The organism is Aquimarina agarivorans (assembly GCF_000218485.1).
GTDB classification, from domain to species: Bacteria; Bacteroidota; Bacteroidia; order Flavobacteriales; family Flavobacteriaceae; genus Aquimarina; species Aquimarina agarivorans.
The window spans coordinates 51,521-67,284 of record NZ_AFPB01000142.1 but is presented as its reverse complement, the minus strand read 5'-3'; the positions used below and the strand labels follow the sequence as shown (position 1 = coordinate 67,284).

Genomic DNA, 15,764 nt, shown 5'->3' with positions numbered 1-15,764 from the left:
CTTTTTAAATAACAATTAAATTAACGACATAATTAGTTTGATGCCATCATAGAAAAGAATTTACCAAGATTAGGTAAAATTACAATTCTAGTTCTTCTGTTTTTTGCTCTGTTTTCTTTAGTTGAATTATCAGTTAAAGGCATGTAGCTACTGCGTCCAGATGCTATCAGCTGCTCAGGAGCAACTTCATATTTATTTTGCAATAAACGAATGATTGAAGTAGCACGCTTTACACTTAAATCCCAGTTATCTTCTAAAATATCAGTTCTAATAGTTCTTGAATCAGTATGACCTTCGATCATAACATCCATACTTGGTTCTGACTTAATCACATTAGCTAATTTTTCTAATAAAGGATACGCTTTTCTATTCACTCTAAAACTACCAGAGTTAAATAAAAGTTTATCTGAAACAGTAATCATAACCACTGTTTCGTCAACTTTAATATCTACATCATCATCATTATCTAAACCTTCAACAGAATTTGATAAGTTATGACTTACAGCTAAACTCATTGAATCTTTTAAAGTTTTAGCTTCTGCAACTTCGCTAGGATCCATTTTAGCCAATGTACTGTTCATATTTGAAATGTCAGCTTTAGAAACTACCATATCGCCAGTAGGAAGAATACTAAGTTTGTTTTCATTTTCAGCACTTAAAGCGGAATTAACATCCTTAAGTGAGGCAATTTTATCATTGTATGCACTAACTTTAGCTTCAATTTGAGCAAACTTGCTCTCTAATTGTTCTTTTTCGAAAGTGGTCTTAGTTAAGCTGTTTTGAGTTCTTAAATAGTTTTCCTCCATTGCTACAAATTTCTTTTTAGAAACACATGATGTAGCACCCGCAACTATTAATAGACCTAATAAGATTTGATTTTTCATTTAAAATATATTTGTGTTATTTCTTTTTGTAAAACACATAATAATACATAGTTATTGCAAGGGATGAAGAATAATTTTGTACTAATTCTCTTACATTTACATGTCTTGTATCTCTTTGTATTCAATACTTTATTAAAAACGATACCAGTTTACCATGGAGTTCATCGAAAATTTAGTGGTATAATTATTCTAATTTTTTAAAATTTATTGGTTAAAGTGAAGAAAAGTCTTATAAAAAATAAGCAATTTACTGTAGTTTTGTTTTATGAAAAAAGTGTATTTGGACAATGCCGCAACCACTCCGATGCGGCCTGAAGTCATAAAAAAAGTACAGGAAAGTATGACGAATTTTTATGCGAATCCGTCAGCTACATATGCCATTGGCAGAACTTCAAAAGCAGCAATGGAAGCCGCTCGTAAAGAAATAGCTAGTTTAGTTGACGCTGATGCCTCAGAAATTATTATTACAAGTGGTGGTACGGAGGCAAACAATCTTATTTTAAATAGTGCAGTTAGGGATTTGGGAGTGAGTCACATTATTACCACAAAAATTGAGCATCATGCGGTATTAAAAACCATTGAGGCGCTACAATTACGTTATGCTGTAAAAATTTCATATGTTTCGTTATTACCAAATGGGGATGTAAATACCACCGATTTATTAAACCTGTTGGAAGGTAATGGTCATAAAACTTTAGTTTCATTAATGCATATTAATAATGAGATAGGAAGTATTTTGGATTTGAAAACCATTGGCACGCTCTGTAAAAATAATAAGGCACTTTTTCACACCGATACCGTGCAGTCCGTGGGTCATTTCACAATAAATTTTAAAAAAGTTAATGTGGATTTTGCTACAGCAAGTGCACATAAGTTTTACGGGCCTAAGGGTGTTGGTTTTGCCTACATTAAAAAAAATTCAGGTATCAAAGCATTACAGTTTGGCGGGGAGCAAGAGCGAGGTTTACGAGCGGGTACCGAGGCACTTCATCAAATTGAAGGTATGGCAACGGCCTTAAATTTAGCATATGAAAATTTAGAAACAGAAACAAAATCAATAAAAAAAATAAAAGATTATGCTATAAATCAATTGCAGACCAATTTTGAAAAAATCACTTTTAATGCCGATTCCGAAAAATTAAATCACAATTACAATCTATTGAATGTGTGCTTGCCGATTTCAAAAGAAAAAGCTTCAACCGTTTTGTTTAAGTTGGACTTACAAGGTATTTACTGTTCTCGTGGTAGCGCATGCCAAAGTGGAAGTAATAAACCTTCTCATGTGTTGGCTGCAGTTTTACCTATCGAAAAATTAGAAAAGACTTCATTGCGGTTTTCATTTTCAATTTATACAACAACAGATGATATTGATGCTCTAGTAAAAGCGTTGAAAGTGGTTTTAACAGAGTAAATGCAAGTTCAACAAATTGGTAATACCAATAACAAGTAAAGTTAAACCAATAGCTACCTTAAAAGGCAACAAAGCGTTTGATGCTTTGACAAGTAATGAACCTATAGCTGGAGCCTTACCAACAATATCCATTAGTAATAATAATCCACCAGCAATTGCTATTAAATCATAAATAAAACAACCAGGACGTATCATGTTTATAATACCATACGCAAGTAGAATACCTCCAATTACTGTATTATAGGGCAACAAAAAATTACCAGCTTTTTTAAAGTAATCTTTATCGCCGTCCCATTTGTCCAACGTAGCCATGGCTAATAAAATTCCACTTGCAATGCATGCAATATTAAATATCATAGTTATAGTTATTTGATATTTAAAAGTAAGTATTTTTTATGAAATTCAAGTTTTAGAGAGCTCTTTTCCAAAAATACGCTCTAGTGATTTATAAAGCCGCTTTTCCAATTTATGAAATTCTCCATCACTTAAAAACATATCCTTAACATCCAACAACAATTTTTTTGCTGCCTCTTTGGTGATATTATGTTTTTTAACATACCGTCTAATTTTGTTAATACTCACATCGTCGGTATCCATTTCAATTTCATCGTGTAATTTTTTAAATTTAAGTTTACCAACTTTTTTAATTGCAAGCTCACGTTCTTTTTCTACTTGTAAATGATCAGCAAATGTGCAGTAGATAAATAAATAAGCTTTAAAGTCAGAAAATTCCCAGGTATCTAATGCCATAATTAAAATGTTTATTACTTGAAGTTACAAAATATGTGTAATCAACTGTTAGTCAAATACTTAAATTCGATATAATTTATTATTTGTTCGATAAAAAGTAAAATATAAGTTTTTAATAAAAGCGATATGTTAAAATCATGCTATTTAATGACGATATATTAGAATAATTATGAGGTAGTAAATAAATAGATTTGCCAGTTAAAAATTGTAAATTACATTTGGCAACTGCTATGGTTGAACGCTAGTGATTTTAAATTTCTCAATTTAAGGCTATACTAGCTATTAGTTAAAAGTAAATACCACAATGTGGAATAAATTAAACATATGTCCTTTAAAAAATCAGATGAATTAAAAATAACTGAACCAAAAAAAGTAGCAGTAGGTTTTCCTGCTATAGCTTCTGTGGGTTATCGTATTTGGGAGGAAACATATGTTGGTCGAGGAGTCAAAACAATGTTTAAACTAAATCAGGTAAAAGGATATGACTGCCCTAGTTGTGCCTGGCCAGATCCTGATCCAAGCGAACGATCGTTAATTGCTGAATATTGCGAAAATGGAGCTAAAGCAGTTGCTTGGGAAGCTTCAAAAGAGACTATAGGTGCTGAGTTTTTTGCCGAAAATTCTATAAAAGAATTATTAACAAAATCAAATTACTGGTTAGAAAAACAAGGACGGCTGAATTCGCCTATGTATTTGCCGCAAGGAGGCACCCATTACCAAACAGTTACTTGGGAGAAAGCATTTGAAATAGCAGCTCATGAATTAAATAAATTGAATGACCCAGATGAGGCTATTTTTTATACTTCAGGAAGAGCAAGTAATGAAGCTGCATTTTGTTATCAATTATTTGTTAGGCAGTTTGGGACAAATAATTTGCCAGACTGTTCTAATATGTGTCATGAGGCTACAGGAGTAGCGCTATCAGAAACTACAGGAATAGGAAAAGCATCGGTAAAGCTCGATGATATTTCGCAAACTGATTTGCTACTCATTTTTGGTCAAAACCCAGGTACCAATGCCCCACGAATGCTTACTGAGCTTCAAAAACTAAAACAAAATGGAGGTAAAATAATTGCTGTTAATCCAATGCCCGAAACTGGTTTTATGGGATTTAAGCATCCGCAAAAACCATGGGAATGGGTAGGAGACGGAACACCATTACAGGATTTGTATTTACAAGTTAAAATAAATGGAGACTTAGCTTTAGTAAAAGCAATATTGGTATTGTTGTACCGAAAGCAAAAAATAGATGCTTCAATATTTGATGAAGCATTTATTTCTAAACACAGTACAGGCTATTCTGAATTTTTAGCGCAATTAGCAAATGCGGATTATGATGATTTAGTACAACAAAGTGGTATCGCTGTCGCAGAAATTGAGAAAGCAGCAGCGTATATCATTGATGCCAAAAAAATTATTATTGCCTGGGCCATGGGCATTACTCAACATACTAATGGCGAAGATACTATTCGTGAATTTGTGAATTTATTACTAGTAAAAGGATCAATAGCTAAACCAGGAGCTGGTACTTTACCTGTTCGAGGCCACAGTAACGTTCAAGGGGATCGTACCATGGGAATTTGGGAAAAATCACCTGAATCATTTTTGTCCAGTCTCGAAAAAGCATTTGACTTTAAAGCACCACGTGAGCATGGGGTTACTGCGGTAGAAGCTGTTGAACATTTAGTGGCTAAAAAATCAAAAGTGTTTGTTGGTTTGGGAGGTAATTTTGTACACGCAGCTCCCGACACTTCATTAGTAGAACAAGCTATGAATGATGCTGATTTTACAATGCATATTGCTACTAAACTAAATAGAAGCCATGTGGTACATGGAAAATCTGCCTTAATTTTACCATGTTTGGGAAGAACAGAAATTGATGAAACCAGTAAAGGCAAACAATTTATTACTACTGAAGATACCGCAGGAAGGGTGCGTATGTCCATGGGCGATTTAACTCCTGTTGCTCCAAATTTAAAGAGCGAAGTAGCCATAGTTTGCGGTATTGCCGCAGCTACTTTAAAAGAAAAACAAAAGTGCCTTGGAATCATTTTTCAGTAGATTATAGCTTGGTGCGATCAAAGATTAGCGAGGTTATTCCAGGTTTTGAAAATTTTAATGAAAGAGTGCAAAGAGCAGGAGGGTTCTTTTTACCAAATCCTGCCCGAGATGGTCGCTTTGTGGACAATTCCGAAAGAGCTAAATTTTCAGTAACATTACCAGCCAATAAACAAGTAAAAGAAGGTCGTTTTATTTTAATGACTATGCGAAGTCACGACCAGTTTAATACCACAATTTATGGTTTTGATGATCGCTATCGCGGAATTTCAGGGGATCGAGAGGTGATACTTATGCATCAGGAAGATATTTTAAAAAATGGATTTATAAGTGAGCAAAAAGTAAATATTACCAGTTATTTTGATGGAAAAGAACGCTATTTAAATGGTTTTAAAATAGTTCCTTATCCAATAACTAAAGGTTGTGTAGCTGTATATTTCCCTGAAGGTAATGTGTTAATAGCATTGGATAATAGGACAAATGAAAGTAAATGTCCAGCATCCAAATTTGTCGAGGTAAGCATTTCACCTGCATAGCGAGCATTAAAAAAAAGGATGTATTTAAATTAAGTTGATTAATGAAAAGAAAATTAATTACTTCAGGATCTTCATTTGAAAATGAAATTGGTTATTCCAGAGCTGTAGTGCAAGGAAAATGGGTGTTTGTATCTGGAACCACTGGATTTGATTACGACACAATGACTATATCTAATAACATTCAGGATCAAGCAGAACAATGTTTTAAAAATATTATTATTGCTTTAAAAGAAGCAGATGCATCATTGGAAAATGTTGTCAGAGTAACTTATATTTTACCAAATGCAGCTGATTTTAAATTGTGTTGGCCAGTACTAAAAAAATATTTTGGAATTGTAAAACCTGCAGCTACTATGTTTTCAGCAGGTTTAGCTGATGAAAGAATGAAAATAGAAATTCAAGTAACTGCATTAAAAGTGTAATATTATGTTACTAGCTTAATTTGACACATCATTCAAAAAAAGAGTCGTTAGTTTAGTTGAATGTTTTTTTATGTGTAAAACGTTTGATTTTTATAGGGTTATTATATTTATTTTATCAGAAATTTTAAATTTGAAGAACAATAAAACATAAATATAGCCCCAATTAAAGTGTAAGTATTAAGCAAAAAACCATTTTGAAAGGGGAATTTAATGTCGGAAAAAATGGTACTATTCCATAATTAACTGGTCAGGTGTTAGAAGATTGCTTGTTTAAATTTGACATAATTGGTCATTATCGGATTTTATAAGCCCTCAAATTCATACAAATTACCCGTGTTTTTAACTGTTTTTTCATCAGTAATGTAAATGGTGTTATTGTTTTTAAAACAAATCCCTTCTTTTTGTGATTTGTGATTTAAAGCGATTTCTTTTACGTAACAATTTGAAAAATCACCTTCATTAAAATCAGTAAGTATCCAAATTTTATCGTGATTAAGTAAGGCTATTGTTTTTTTATTATCGCTTATAGCTGCTGAGGTGATGGGGTTTTTCTTTCCTTTTAAATTTAACTCGCCAATAAAAGTAGCTTTTTGTTTGCCAGTTTGATTCTTAATTTTAAAAATAGCCGTTACTTTATCTTCTTTACTAAAAAGATAAAAATTACTATTCCATAAAAAGAAAGCTTCAAAGTCTTTATTAGTATACTTTTTGGGAACTTCAAATTCAATAATATTGGGAGTTACCTCAGAAATAAGCTGATCAGGAGTTGTAATTTTATATATAAAAAAGGAATCACGTTTTCCGCTATTGTTACCAAAGTCACCAACGTAAATATTCCCGTTTTCATCAGAGGTTAAGTCTTCCCAATCTTTGTTTTTTGTGTCTGAAAGCTTAATTTCTTTAAGTATATCACCTCTGGTATTCATTCCGTATAGCTTATTTTTAGTGTTGGAATCTTCAATCATCCACAAAATATTTGAAGCACTGGTCACTTCAATGGCAGATACTTCTTTAAGTTTTTTTGGTAAAGAAGTCACTATGTTTAGTTTAGAAGGATTACATGACATAAATAGAAAAGAAAGAAATACAATTTGTTTATACATTATTACGTATTATTTTATCAAATTTAAGAATTAGAAAATGGTTTATGGGAATGCAGGTGTCGAATTCATTGAAAAAGAATGGCTTTATTTGAAGGATTACTTATTGGTTTAAGTATGGTTATATTTATTGGTCCAGTATTTTTATTATTATTAAATAGTAGTTTACAATACGGATTAAAAGCAGGTATTGCAGTAGCTTTAGGCATTATTATTAGCGATATTCTTTGCGTGCTTATGTGTGTTTTGGGCTTTTCTACTGTAGTGCTAACAATTGATAATCAATTTTGGCTAGGCTTGTTGAGTGCTATCATATTATTAGTATTAGGTTTCTTTTATTTGTTAAAGGATACATCGTTATTATCAAATAATGCGATAAAATCAAAATCCATAACAGCTTTGTTTATTAAAGGGTTTAGCGTAAATTTTTTTAACCCTTTTGTGTTTTTGGTTTGGATTGGCGTTTATAATTATGGAAAAACTAGCTATGCTTCGTCATTTCTATTAACCGTATTTTTATCAGCAACGCTATTTGGAATTTTAATTACTGATATTCTAAAGGTAATTTTATCACAAAAGCTTGAAAAGTTTATTTCTATAAGGCGTTTGTATTACATTTCAAAAATAACAGGACTCATATTAATTTTGTTTTCAGTAAGAGTCCTGTGGTTTGTAATGCATGATTTGACTTAGTAAGATCACTCTCTTATAACCACCAATTTGGCTTTAAATCCAACGGCAACATCAAAATTTTGGTCTAACATCTTCTGGTCTAATTCATCAACAATAACTATATGACAAGTAACTGGTTCACTCAAACCACTGCTAATAGCTTCAATTTCAATTTTATTAATACCTTCATCTAAAGCAACTCTGTAATCTACAAAAGTGCCAGTCAGCATAATTCTGCTAAAAATTGTTTTGTCATTTTTAACCACTTTTACTTCGTCCCTATCAATGGCTTGAGAGTCTCTTAAAATAATATATAAATATTTCGCTTTAGTTGTAAAACTTCCCAAATCAATATCTCCATAAAAAAAATCGACACTATCAGTTTTTAAAGCCAAAGGTTCATATACTACATCTAAATATGTTTTGGTATCACTAGGTTTTCCAAATTGTAAATCGTCATTTTTTTCCTTTCCAAAATTCTCTGTATCAATTATTGATTTAATATTAAAAGCACTTATAGCATTTTGAGATAAATTTGCAGGCTGCCGTAAAAAATCGATGGAAAGTAACTGAGCATCTTCAGGAAGTTCAGGTTGTGATGGTTCCTCGGGTTTTGGCTTATTGTTTAAGCCACTAAAGTCAATAGTATACGTTTTTTTCTCTGGTGATTCCTGAGCAGTAATTTTACACACAGCAAATAGTGTTATTAAAAGAAAGAAGAAATATTTAGGAGTCATGCAAAATTTTTATAAATTAAAAATAATCAAAATTTATACCATTAACAGTCGAAAAAAAATCTCAAAATTTAACATAATTTATAAGTTGTAGGAAAAAGGTGTATATTAGTTTTATTTTAAATCAAAAACGCCATAGAGTCTCAAATGTTACAAAATGTAATTTTCATTGACGATGATATCCCTACCAATATCGTTAATAAACGCTTAGCAATGCGTTCCAATTGTTTTAAAGATATTAAGTTTTATAAAAGTAGTAAGGAAGCTATAGCTCATTTACGCTCCTTTTCAAGCGTCACGGATTTTCCAGATCTTATTTTTTTAGATATTAACATGCCAGTCATGAACGGATGGCAATTTTTGGATCAATTAAAAACAATTTATCAGTTTGAAACCATAAAAATAGTCATGCTTTCTACAGCATTAAATGTTACAGAAGCGGAAGAAATGAAATATGCCGATGTAATTTCGGCTTATGAAAATAAACCTTTAACTATTAATAAAATAAAAGCACATACCAATTATTTGGATGCTATGTAATTGATTATTGTTTAAAATTGAAAGTGTATTTTACCCCTTCTTAGAATTTTTAATTATTCGCTTTAAAAATTGATGGCTTATTTGTCTCAGGTTTATTTAAAACTATGCATTTTTAATGCATTTCGCTTTTAGCTTCTAAAAATATTACAAGAGCTATTGGTAATTAGTAATTAGCTGTTGGCTTAAATACTGCTAATTGCCAAAGGCTAATAGCTAATTGCAAAAACGGATGTTTAAAAAGTAATGACTTTTAGTCATAACCGACACTATGGTATTTTTAGTCCATAATGGCTTATTTTCAATAAACCATTACCAAAAAGAATTAAAACTTTTCAAAAACACCTAATCCAAAGAGCGCGTAATCGTATTTGACCGGATCATTTACATTCATTTCACGTAAGGCAGTGTCCAATTCTAACAAAGCTTTAGCATCATTTTGCTTGCGCAGAAGTATTCCTAATTTTCGTGCAACATTACCCGAATGAACGTCCAAAGGGCAGGAAAGTTGATTGGTGTTAATTTTATTCCATATGCCTAAATCAACTCCATTTTTGTTGGGACGCACCATCCATCTGAAAAACATATTTATGCGTTTAGCAGCAGAATTTTTAGAAGGATCGCTCACATGTTTTGTTGTTCTTTTAGGGTGAGGCAAACTAAAAAAATCACGTTTGAATTGAGGGATAGCATCATTCAATCTTGAAAGATCTGCAAATTGGTTAAAATAATTCTCCATGGTTTGGTGTGCACCATATAAAAATTGTAATGCTTCTATAAAATAAGCTAAATCAATGCTATTAAATGTTCGGTGAACAAACCCATCAAAAAGTTCTGAGTGTTTTTCGGGTTTATAATTCATAACAAAATCATGCGGAGTGTGTCCCATAATTTCCATTAATTTATGAGCATTGGTCAAAATACTTTTTCTATTTCCCCAGGCAATGGTAGCCGTTAAAAAACCAGCAATTTCAATATCTTGTTTAGTTGTAAATAAAGCCGGAACTTGAATAGGATCGGTATCTAAAAAAGTAGGCGTTTCGTATAAAGCAGCTTTTTCATCCAAAAAATCTTTAAGCGCTCGTTTGGAAAGTTTTTGCAAGATGTATTCTATTTTAATTTAAGAATTTAGTTCATTATTAGCTATTAGGTAACTTAAATTAAATTACCGTCGCGCATGACTAGTTTTCTGTCTGCCATGTCAGCAAACTTATTGTTATGCGTTACAATAACAAAAGTTTGACCAAAAGTATCGCGAAGTGAAAAAAATAATTGATGTAAGTTTTCTGCAGATTCGCTATCCAAATTACCAGAGGGTTCATCGGCATAAATTACTTTGGGATCATTAATTAAAGCGCGTGCAACGGCAACGCGTTGTTGTTCTCCGCCAGAAAGGGCATCAGGTTTATGGTGGTAACGATGTGATAATCCTAAAAAGTCAAGTAATTTTTTGGCTTTGGTTTCAGCTTTCTTTTTAGGAACTCCTTTTATAAAAGCAGGGATGCACACATTTTCTAGTGCTGTAAATTCTGGTAGTAGCTGATGAAATTGAAATATAAAACCTAGTTGTTCATTTCTAAATTTAGCCAAGGCTTTATCTTTTAAAGTGTTTATTTCTACGCCGTTTATAGTAAGTTTACTCAACGAATTTTTATCCATAGTATCTAACGAGCCTAAAATTTGTAATAACGTTGTTTTGCCAGCACCCGAAGCGCCAACTATTGATATAATTTCTCCTTTTTTAATATGTAAGTCTACTCCTTTAAGGACTTCTAATTCCCCGTAATGTTTATGAATATTCGCCGCTTCAATCATGGAGTGAAAATACAATTTTATAGAATATTTATAGGATGTAAATACCCACTTTTGTACAGAATACCATTAACTTTATGGGTAAAATCGAAATTATTAGTTATTATGAGTGAAAAAGCAATATTTGCTGGAGGTTGTTTTTGGTGTACCGAAGCTGTATTTCAACGTGTAAAAGGAGTATCAAAAGTGCGTTCTGGATTTTCAGGAGGAGAAGTTAAAAATCCAGCCTATAAAGAGGTGATCACTCAACGCACTGGTCATGCTGAAACTGTGGAAGTTACTTTTGACTCAGAGGTGATCACATTTCAAAATTTGTTAGAAGTATTTTTTGCCACACATGATCCTACTACTTTAAACAGACAGGGGGCAGATAAAGGCACTCATTACCGAAGTGCTATTTTTTATACCTCAGACAAGCAAAAAGAATTGGCTGAAAATTTTATAAACGTACTGACGAAACAAAAAGTTTTTGATGATCCAATAGTAACGGAAGTTACAAAGTTTGAAAATTTTTATCCAGCAGAAGATTACCACATTAATTACTTTAATTTAAACGGTGAGCAAGCTTTTTGTCAAGCTGTGATAAACCCTAAAGTAAACAAATTGAATACTTATTTTAAAGAATTTGTGAAAGAATAAAAATTTGGAACAACCTTTGCAATTATATTCAATAAAACTTTATGAATAAATACACGGTACTTTTTATTAGTTTATTATTGGATGGTGTCGGAATGCTATCGTATCTTTTTCCAGGAATTGGTGAAGCTTCGGATGTCATTTGGGCACCAGTTTCAGGTTGGTTGATGACAAAATTATACAAAGGCAAAGAGGGGAAGATAGCAGGAATAATTACTTTTATAGAAGAAGGTATACCCGGTATCGATGTAATACCAACATTTACATTAATGTGGATATATACATATATTATTACTGGTAAAAAAGTTAATAAAGCTTAGTCCTTTAAAAAGCGGCCTAAGCCTAATCTGGTAAGCATTTTCTTTTCCATGTTCCAAAAAAAGTTAAATTGACCAAATACCCAGCCAAAAAATACTAGTAGGACTTGGTAAATTGGGAAGATCAATAAGATGCGTACTGGCCAAAATATATAGCCTGAAGTAGCTTCTTTACTAAGACCAATAAACTCAGTTAAAGGAGCTGCTAATTTTGATGCCGTAGTACCGGTGATGGCAAAAACAATAAAAATGATCGCAAACTCCCAATTATGCTCAACTCCCCATTTTTGTTTGAGTTTTGCTGCATAATCTAAAATTTTCCATCTTTGTTTTGAATTTTCCATAGCGGCAAATTTACAATTAAATTTCTCATTTGAAAATTATGCAAAAGTTAAATAATATTTGCTGTGATACTATTTTCTGTTTGAATTTACCTTAAAGAAAAATGCGTCTTTAGAAATTATACAAATCAGAAAAAATAATCATAGCATGAGTTACGGTTCTTTTTTATCTTAATGTAGAATTTCTAAATGCTCATTTTAATTCGGTAAATTTATATAGGTAATAGTTTAAAATGAAAGCCGAAGCGCATTGGTGCTTTAATAGAGAATATTCCGCTATGCTCATTAGATTTAGTAAATAGATCCTTTTGTTTTAAATTTAGAATGACTTGAGGCTTAAGTTTTTTACGCCAACCTTTCATCTTCAATTCTAAACATAAACAAAGCTTAAATTACAAACGCTGGCGGTACTTGCGTTGAAAAAACAGGAAGTAGTTGTATAATAAGTAATTGACTTCATATCCGTAGTGAATTTGATTTTGGTAATCAATAACAGGACCGTAAATATCTCCGAATTGCACGGGATTATTGGCTCTAATATTATACTGTGTAACAAAAAAATAGTTTTTTGTTTCTAAAAAATTAATGCCAAAATAACCGCGTGGCCTAGCTTGGGTATTTAAAAAGCGATTGAAACCTATATCGAAAACAATAAGTTCATATTCCAAACTATCATTCGCAATACGTACTTTTTTTTCAAGTTCATTCTCCTTAAAAGGGTGTTCTTTTTTAGTAGCACAGGCTATTGTAAATCCAAGTAATAAAAGTAATATTAAAGTTTTCTTCATAATCAAAAATGCCGAAACACTATGGATTCGGCAAAGATATTTTTATGCGATTATATCGGTTCTGAATTTGAATGGGTAATTTAATGTTGGAAACGATATATGAGAATGCAATGCAAAAACATTACAAGTTCAATTAAAATAAATTAATTGAAGCGAATAGTATTATTTCCCAAATAAGCCTCCTAGTAAACCACCTATTCCACCTTTCTTTTTATTTCCACCCATAGCCATTCCTGCAATATCGTCAATAATGCTACCATCACCATCGGCATCTAAAATTGAAGTGAGTATGGATGAAGAACCACTATTTGAACTTGCAGAATTCCCCATTAATCCACCTAATAAACTACCTAATCCGTTAGCATCAGATACTCCAGCAGATTGTGTTTTTTTACCTACCATACCCATCAGTAGGGGCGCAGCTACTTTAAGAATATTACCCACAGAACTTATATCCATACCTGATTGTTGGCTCAGTGCACTTTCTACAGCGGGCTGTTTTGATCCTAATAAATGTCCTAAAATTCCAGCTCCATCTTGTTTCACATTGTCATCAACACCACCTTCAAATAGACCTCCTAAATTGTCTAAAATACCACCTTGATGATTATTTAAAGCACCTAATAAACCTTGTGCGCCTTCAGGGGTGGAAGCATTTTTTTTCATAGCACCCATAAGAACTGGTAAAGCCATACTTAACAATCCACTAGTTTTATCTGCTGATTGACCAGTTTGACCTGCAACTCCACTTATAATTTGTTGACCCATTGGTCCTTGTAATAAATCTAAAATACCAGACATTTGATTAAAGTTTTGATTATTAAATAAAATTACAATAATATTTAATGATATTTAGAGACTTTTTCATTATTTATTTTGAATACCACATAGTTTTTATGATTTTATTGCACATACAATTAATTTTTTGGTACTATGATTTATACTGTTTCTGATTTTTATAGGTAATCATTTAATGAGATATAAGTTAACAAAGTTCTAATGAAATGTTTAGTATAAGTTAAAAACCTAACTTACAATTATTTAAATTTTGAATTCGGAATATTTTGGCGTAATTTAACAATTGTTGATTAATTTAGAATTTGTTTTTACACTTTATTTTAACAAATAATTCATTCAACAATTATCACATAACATCAACAATAAACTAAATTATAATGGGGCAAAATAATATTATTCGTAGTATTGTGAAATTGAGCAAAATGCTGGTTTTGATTAATGAAAGTTATGCCAAAGTAAACCACAAATCACAACAAATGGTAGACATTGAAAAGTTTGAAAAATCGCAAGATGAAATTAACTTTTTAAGGAATGAGTTGGCTAAAAGGTTTCCTTGGTATTGTGGCTTGGATCTTTTTAAAGAAGAAAATCAAATTCAAAGGGAATTTACCGATGTAATAAATGATAATGTGCTCATAAAGCATTACAACTTATTGCTACTTATTTGCAGTCAATTAGATTTTATAAAAAATAATTTAACAGCAAGTACGGAGTTCAAATCTATCTTTATGCGTTTAGACACGCTATGTCGTCTTCAATTAAATTTATTAAAAAAAGGTGTTGTTTCTAAAAGTATTAGAAAACTAAAAGTGCCTCATAATATGGTAGTTGCTTAGTGGTGAAACAACATAAAATTATCAGTTTGCAAAAAAAGCGATCGAAATAATTAAATTTCGATCGCTTTTTTTTAATTTTTAAATAAACTATTATTTCAAAATTTCAGAAATTTGAGTAGCCAATTCAACGCCAATACGGTCTTGTGCTTCGTTAGTGGCAGCACCAATATGTGGAGTTAATGAAATTTTATCGTGCATTAACAATTTAATAGCAGGAGTGGGTTCGTTTTCAAAAGTATCTAAGCCAGCAAATGCTAATTTACCACTTTCTAAAGCCTCAACTAAGGCTACTTCATCTATAACACCCCCGCGGGCAGCATTTACAATTCCTGAACCATCCTTCATTAAATTGAACTCTGCTTTACCAATTACATACTCCTTTTGAGCAGGTACGTGCAATGTAACAAAATCAGCTTGCTTTAAAACTTCCTTTTTACTTACGCTTTTTAAGTTGAAGCTTACGGATTGTCCATCATAAAAACCAACTTCAATAGTAGCCTCGGTTGTAAAAGGATCAAAGTAGATGACTTTCATACCTACACCCAAAGCAATACGTGCAGTGGCTTGTCCTATGCGTCCAAAACCAATAACTCCTAACGTTTTTCCTTTAAGCTCAACACCTTTAGCGTACGCTTTTTTAAGTTTCCCGAATTTAGTTTCACCATCTAATGGCATATTTCTGTTCGCGTCATATAAAAATCGAACACTACCATATAAATGAGCAAAAACCAGTTCAGCTACAGATTCCGATGAAGCAGCAGGAGTATTAATTACCGATAATCCCTTTTCACGTGCATATTCAACATCAATATTATCCATACCAACACCTCCACGTCCAATTATTTTTAAACCTGGGCAGTTGTCAATAATATCAGTACGTACTTTTGTAGCACTACGAACTAGTAACGCCACAATATTGTTTTCATTAATGTAATTTACCAGTTGTTCTTGAGCAACAGTTGTTGTTGATACTTCAAAGCCAGCTTTTTCTAAAGCGTCTATTCCGCTTTGCGAGATTCCGTCGTTTGCTAAGATTTTCATTTAGGAATGTGATTTTAATTTGTTCTGCTTAAAGCAGGAATATATTTATTGTTTTTCTTATCTCAGTATATAAAAATGAATTTCCACATTA

At 31.9% G+C, this 15,764-nt stretch carries 20 protein-coding genes; 9 read left to right on the top strand and 11 right to left on the bottom strand.

What is annotated here, in order from left to right; all coding sequences use genetic code 11:
• Nucleotides 1-32: 32 nt before the first annotated feature.
• Nucleotides 33-884: an OmpA/MotB family protein gene (locus tag GMC_RS0108870; protein WP_010521790.1), complete on the bottom strand. Its 852-nt coding sequence runs from the start codon at nt 882-884 to the stop codon at nt 33-35.
• 265 nt (nt 885-1,149) lie between these two features.
• On the opposite strand from GMC_RS0108870, the gene GMC_RS0108865 reads away from it, so the two are divergent.
• Nucleotides 1,150-2,295, top strand: coding sequence for a cysteine desulfurase family protein (locus GMC_RS0108865; RefSeq protein WP_010521789.1), 1,146 nt, complete (start codon nt 1,150-1,152; stop codon nt 2,293-2,295).
• Here the strand turns inward: GMC_RS0108865 and GMC_RS0108860 are convergent.
• Together GMC_RS0108860 and GMC_RS0108855 are read right to left on the bottom strand one after the other, a co-directional pair.
• The gene (locus GMC_RS0108860) at nt 2,284-2,652 is read right to left on the bottom strand and encodes a hypothetical protein (RefSeq protein WP_010521788.1); all 369 of its coding nucleotides are present in this window, start codon (nt 2,650-2,652) and stop codon (nt 2,284-2,286) included. The two genes, GMC_RS0108865 and GMC_RS0108860, sit on opposite strands and share 12 nt — an antisense overlap.
• A 45-nt stretch (nt 2,653-2,697) precedes the next feature.
• Nucleotides 2,698-3,045 carry a hypothetical protein gene (locus tag GMC_RS0108855; protein WP_010521787.1) on the bottom strand — a complete coding sequence of 116 codons (348 nt, stop codon included), beginning with the start codon at nt 3,043-3,045 and terminating at the stop codon, nt 2,698-2,700.
• A 324-nt stretch (nt 3,046-3,369) separates the two neighbouring features.
• Here GMC_RS0108855 and GMC_RS19535 point away from each other — a divergent pair, with 324 nt between their 5' ends.
• The 3 genes from GMC_RS19535 to GMC_RS0108845 are packed head-to-tail and all read left to right on the top strand — an operon-like array spanning nt 3,370 to nt 6,061.
• Nucleotides 3,370-5,106, top strand: coding sequence for an FdhF/YdeP family oxidoreductase (locus GMC_RS19535; RefSeq protein ID WP_238527956.1), 1,737 nt, complete (start codon nt 3,370-3,372; stop codon nt 5,104-5,106).
• Nucleotides 5,082-5,639, top strand: a complete 558-nt coding sequence (locus GMC_RS22195) for a molybdopterin dinucleotide binding domain-containing protein (RefSeq protein WP_238527955.1) — start codon at nt 5,082-5,084, stop codon at nt 5,637-5,639. The genes GMC_RS19535 and GMC_RS22195 overlap by 25 nt, the downstream gene beginning before the upstream one ends.
• A 41-nt stretch (nt 5,640-5,680) precedes the next feature.
• A complete protein-coding gene (locus GMC_RS0108845; RefSeq protein WP_010521786.1) occupies nt 5,681-6,061 on the top strand; it encodes a RidA family protein in 381 nt (126 codons plus the stop codon).
• A 302-nt stretch (nt 6,062-6,363) separates the two neighbouring features.
• Here the strand turns inward: GMC_RS0108845 and GMC_RS0108840 are convergent, their stop codons facing one another.
• Nucleotides 6,364-7,098, bottom strand: coding sequence for an SdiA-regulated domain-containing protein (locus tag GMC_RS0108840; RefSeq protein ID WP_010521785.1), 735 nt, complete (start codon nt 7,096-7,098; stop codon nt 6,364-6,366).
• 144 nt (nt 7,099-7,242) lie between these two features.
• On the opposite strand from GMC_RS0108840, the gene GMC_RS0108835 reads away from it, so the two are divergent.
• Entirely contained in the window at nt 7,243-7,854 is a 612-nt protein-coding gene (locus GMC_RS0108835; protein ID WP_010521784.1) for a LysE family translocator, read from the top strand.
• Nucleotides 7,855-7,859: 5 nt separating this feature from the next.
• Here the strand turns inward: GMC_RS0108835 and GMC_RS0108830 are convergent, their stop codons facing one another.
• Complete coding sequence (locus GMC_RS0108830) at nt 7,860-8,525, bottom strand: hypothetical protein (protein ID WP_238527954.1); 666 nt, start codon at nt 8,523-8,525, stop codon at nt 7,860-7,862.
• A 189-nt stretch (nt 8,526-8,714) separates the two neighbouring features.
• On the opposite strand from GMC_RS0108830, the gene GMC_RS0108825 reads away from it, so the two are divergent.
• Nucleotides 8,715-9,107 (top strand): response regulator, encoded by a 393-nt coding sequence (locus GMC_RS0108825; RefSeq protein WP_010521782.1) that lies wholly within the window; start codon nt 8,715-8,717, stop codon nt 9,105-9,107.
• 322 nt (nt 9,108-9,429) lie between these two features.
• Here GMC_RS0108825 and GMC_RS0108820 read toward each other — a convergent pair whose 3' ends face one another.
• Nucleotides 9,430-10,206 (bottom strand): TIGR02757 family protein, encoded by a 777-nt coding sequence (locus GMC_RS0108820; RefSeq protein ID WP_010521781.1) that lies wholly within the window; start codon nt 10,204-10,206, stop codon nt 9,430-9,432.
• A gap of 53 nt (nt 10,207-10,259) precedes the next feature.
• Complete coding sequence (locus GMC_RS0108815; RefSeq protein ID WP_010521780.1) at nt 10,260-10,919, bottom strand: ABC transporter ATP-binding protein; 660 nt, start codon at nt 10,917-10,919, stop codon at nt 10,260-10,262.
• A gap of 102 nt (nt 10,920-11,021) precedes the next feature.
• Here GMC_RS0108815 and msrA point away from each other — a divergent pair, with 102 nt between their 5' ends.
• Both msrA and GMC_RS0108805 read left to right on the top strand, forming a co-directional pair.
• Nucleotides 11,022-11,555 carry a peptide-methionine (S)-S-oxide reductase MsrA gene (gene msrA / locus GMC_RS0108810; protein WP_010521779.1) on the top strand — a complete coding sequence of 178 codons (534 nt, stop codon included), beginning with the start codon at nt 11,022-11,024 and terminating at the stop codon, nt 11,553-11,555.
• Nucleotides 11,556-11,596: 41 nt separating this feature from the next.
• Nucleotides 11,597-11,872, top strand: a complete 276-nt coding sequence (locus GMC_RS0108805) for a hypothetical protein (protein WP_010521778.1) — start codon at nt 11,597-11,599, stop codon at nt 11,870-11,872.
• Here GMC_RS0108805 and GMC_RS0108800 read toward each other — a convergent pair.
• From GMC_RS0108800 to GMC_RS0108785, 3 genes are all read right to left on the bottom strand, one after another.
• Complete coding sequence (locus tag GMC_RS0108800) at nt 11,869-12,213, bottom strand: DUF6787 family protein (RefSeq protein ID WP_010521777.1); 345 nt, start codon at nt 12,211-12,213, stop codon at nt 11,869-11,871. The two genes, GMC_RS0108805 and GMC_RS0108800, sit on opposite strands and share 4 nt — an antisense overlap.
• A 389-nt stretch (nt 12,214-12,602) precedes the next feature.
• Nucleotides 12,603-12,998 (bottom strand): DUF6146 family protein, encoded by a 396-nt coding sequence (locus GMC_RS0108790; RefSeq protein WP_010521776.1) that lies wholly within the window; start codon nt 12,996-12,998, stop codon nt 12,603-12,605.
• A 162-nt stretch (nt 12,999-13,160) separates the two neighbouring features.
• Nucleotides 13,161-13,799, bottom strand: a complete 639-nt coding sequence (locus tag GMC_RS0108785) for a DUF937 domain-containing protein (protein ID WP_010521775.1) — start codon at nt 13,797-13,799, stop codon at nt 13,161-13,163.
• Nucleotides 13,800-14,173: 374 nt separating this feature from the next.
• On the opposite strand from GMC_RS0108785, the gene GMC_RS0108780 reads away from it, so the two are divergent.
• Entirely contained in the window at nt 14,174-14,632 is a 459-nt protein-coding gene (locus GMC_RS0108780) for a hypothetical protein (RefSeq protein WP_010521774.1), read from the top strand.
• 90 nt (nt 14,633-14,722) lie between these two features.
• Here the strand turns inward: GMC_RS0108780 and GMC_RS0108775 are convergent, their stop codons facing one another.
• Nucleotides 14,723-15,673, bottom strand: coding sequence for a D-2-hydroxyacid dehydrogenase (locus GMC_RS0108775; RefSeq protein WP_010521773.1), 951 nt, complete (start codon nt 15,671-15,673; stop codon nt 14,723-14,725).
• Between the last annotated feature and the right edge of the window lie 91 nt (nt 15,674-15,764).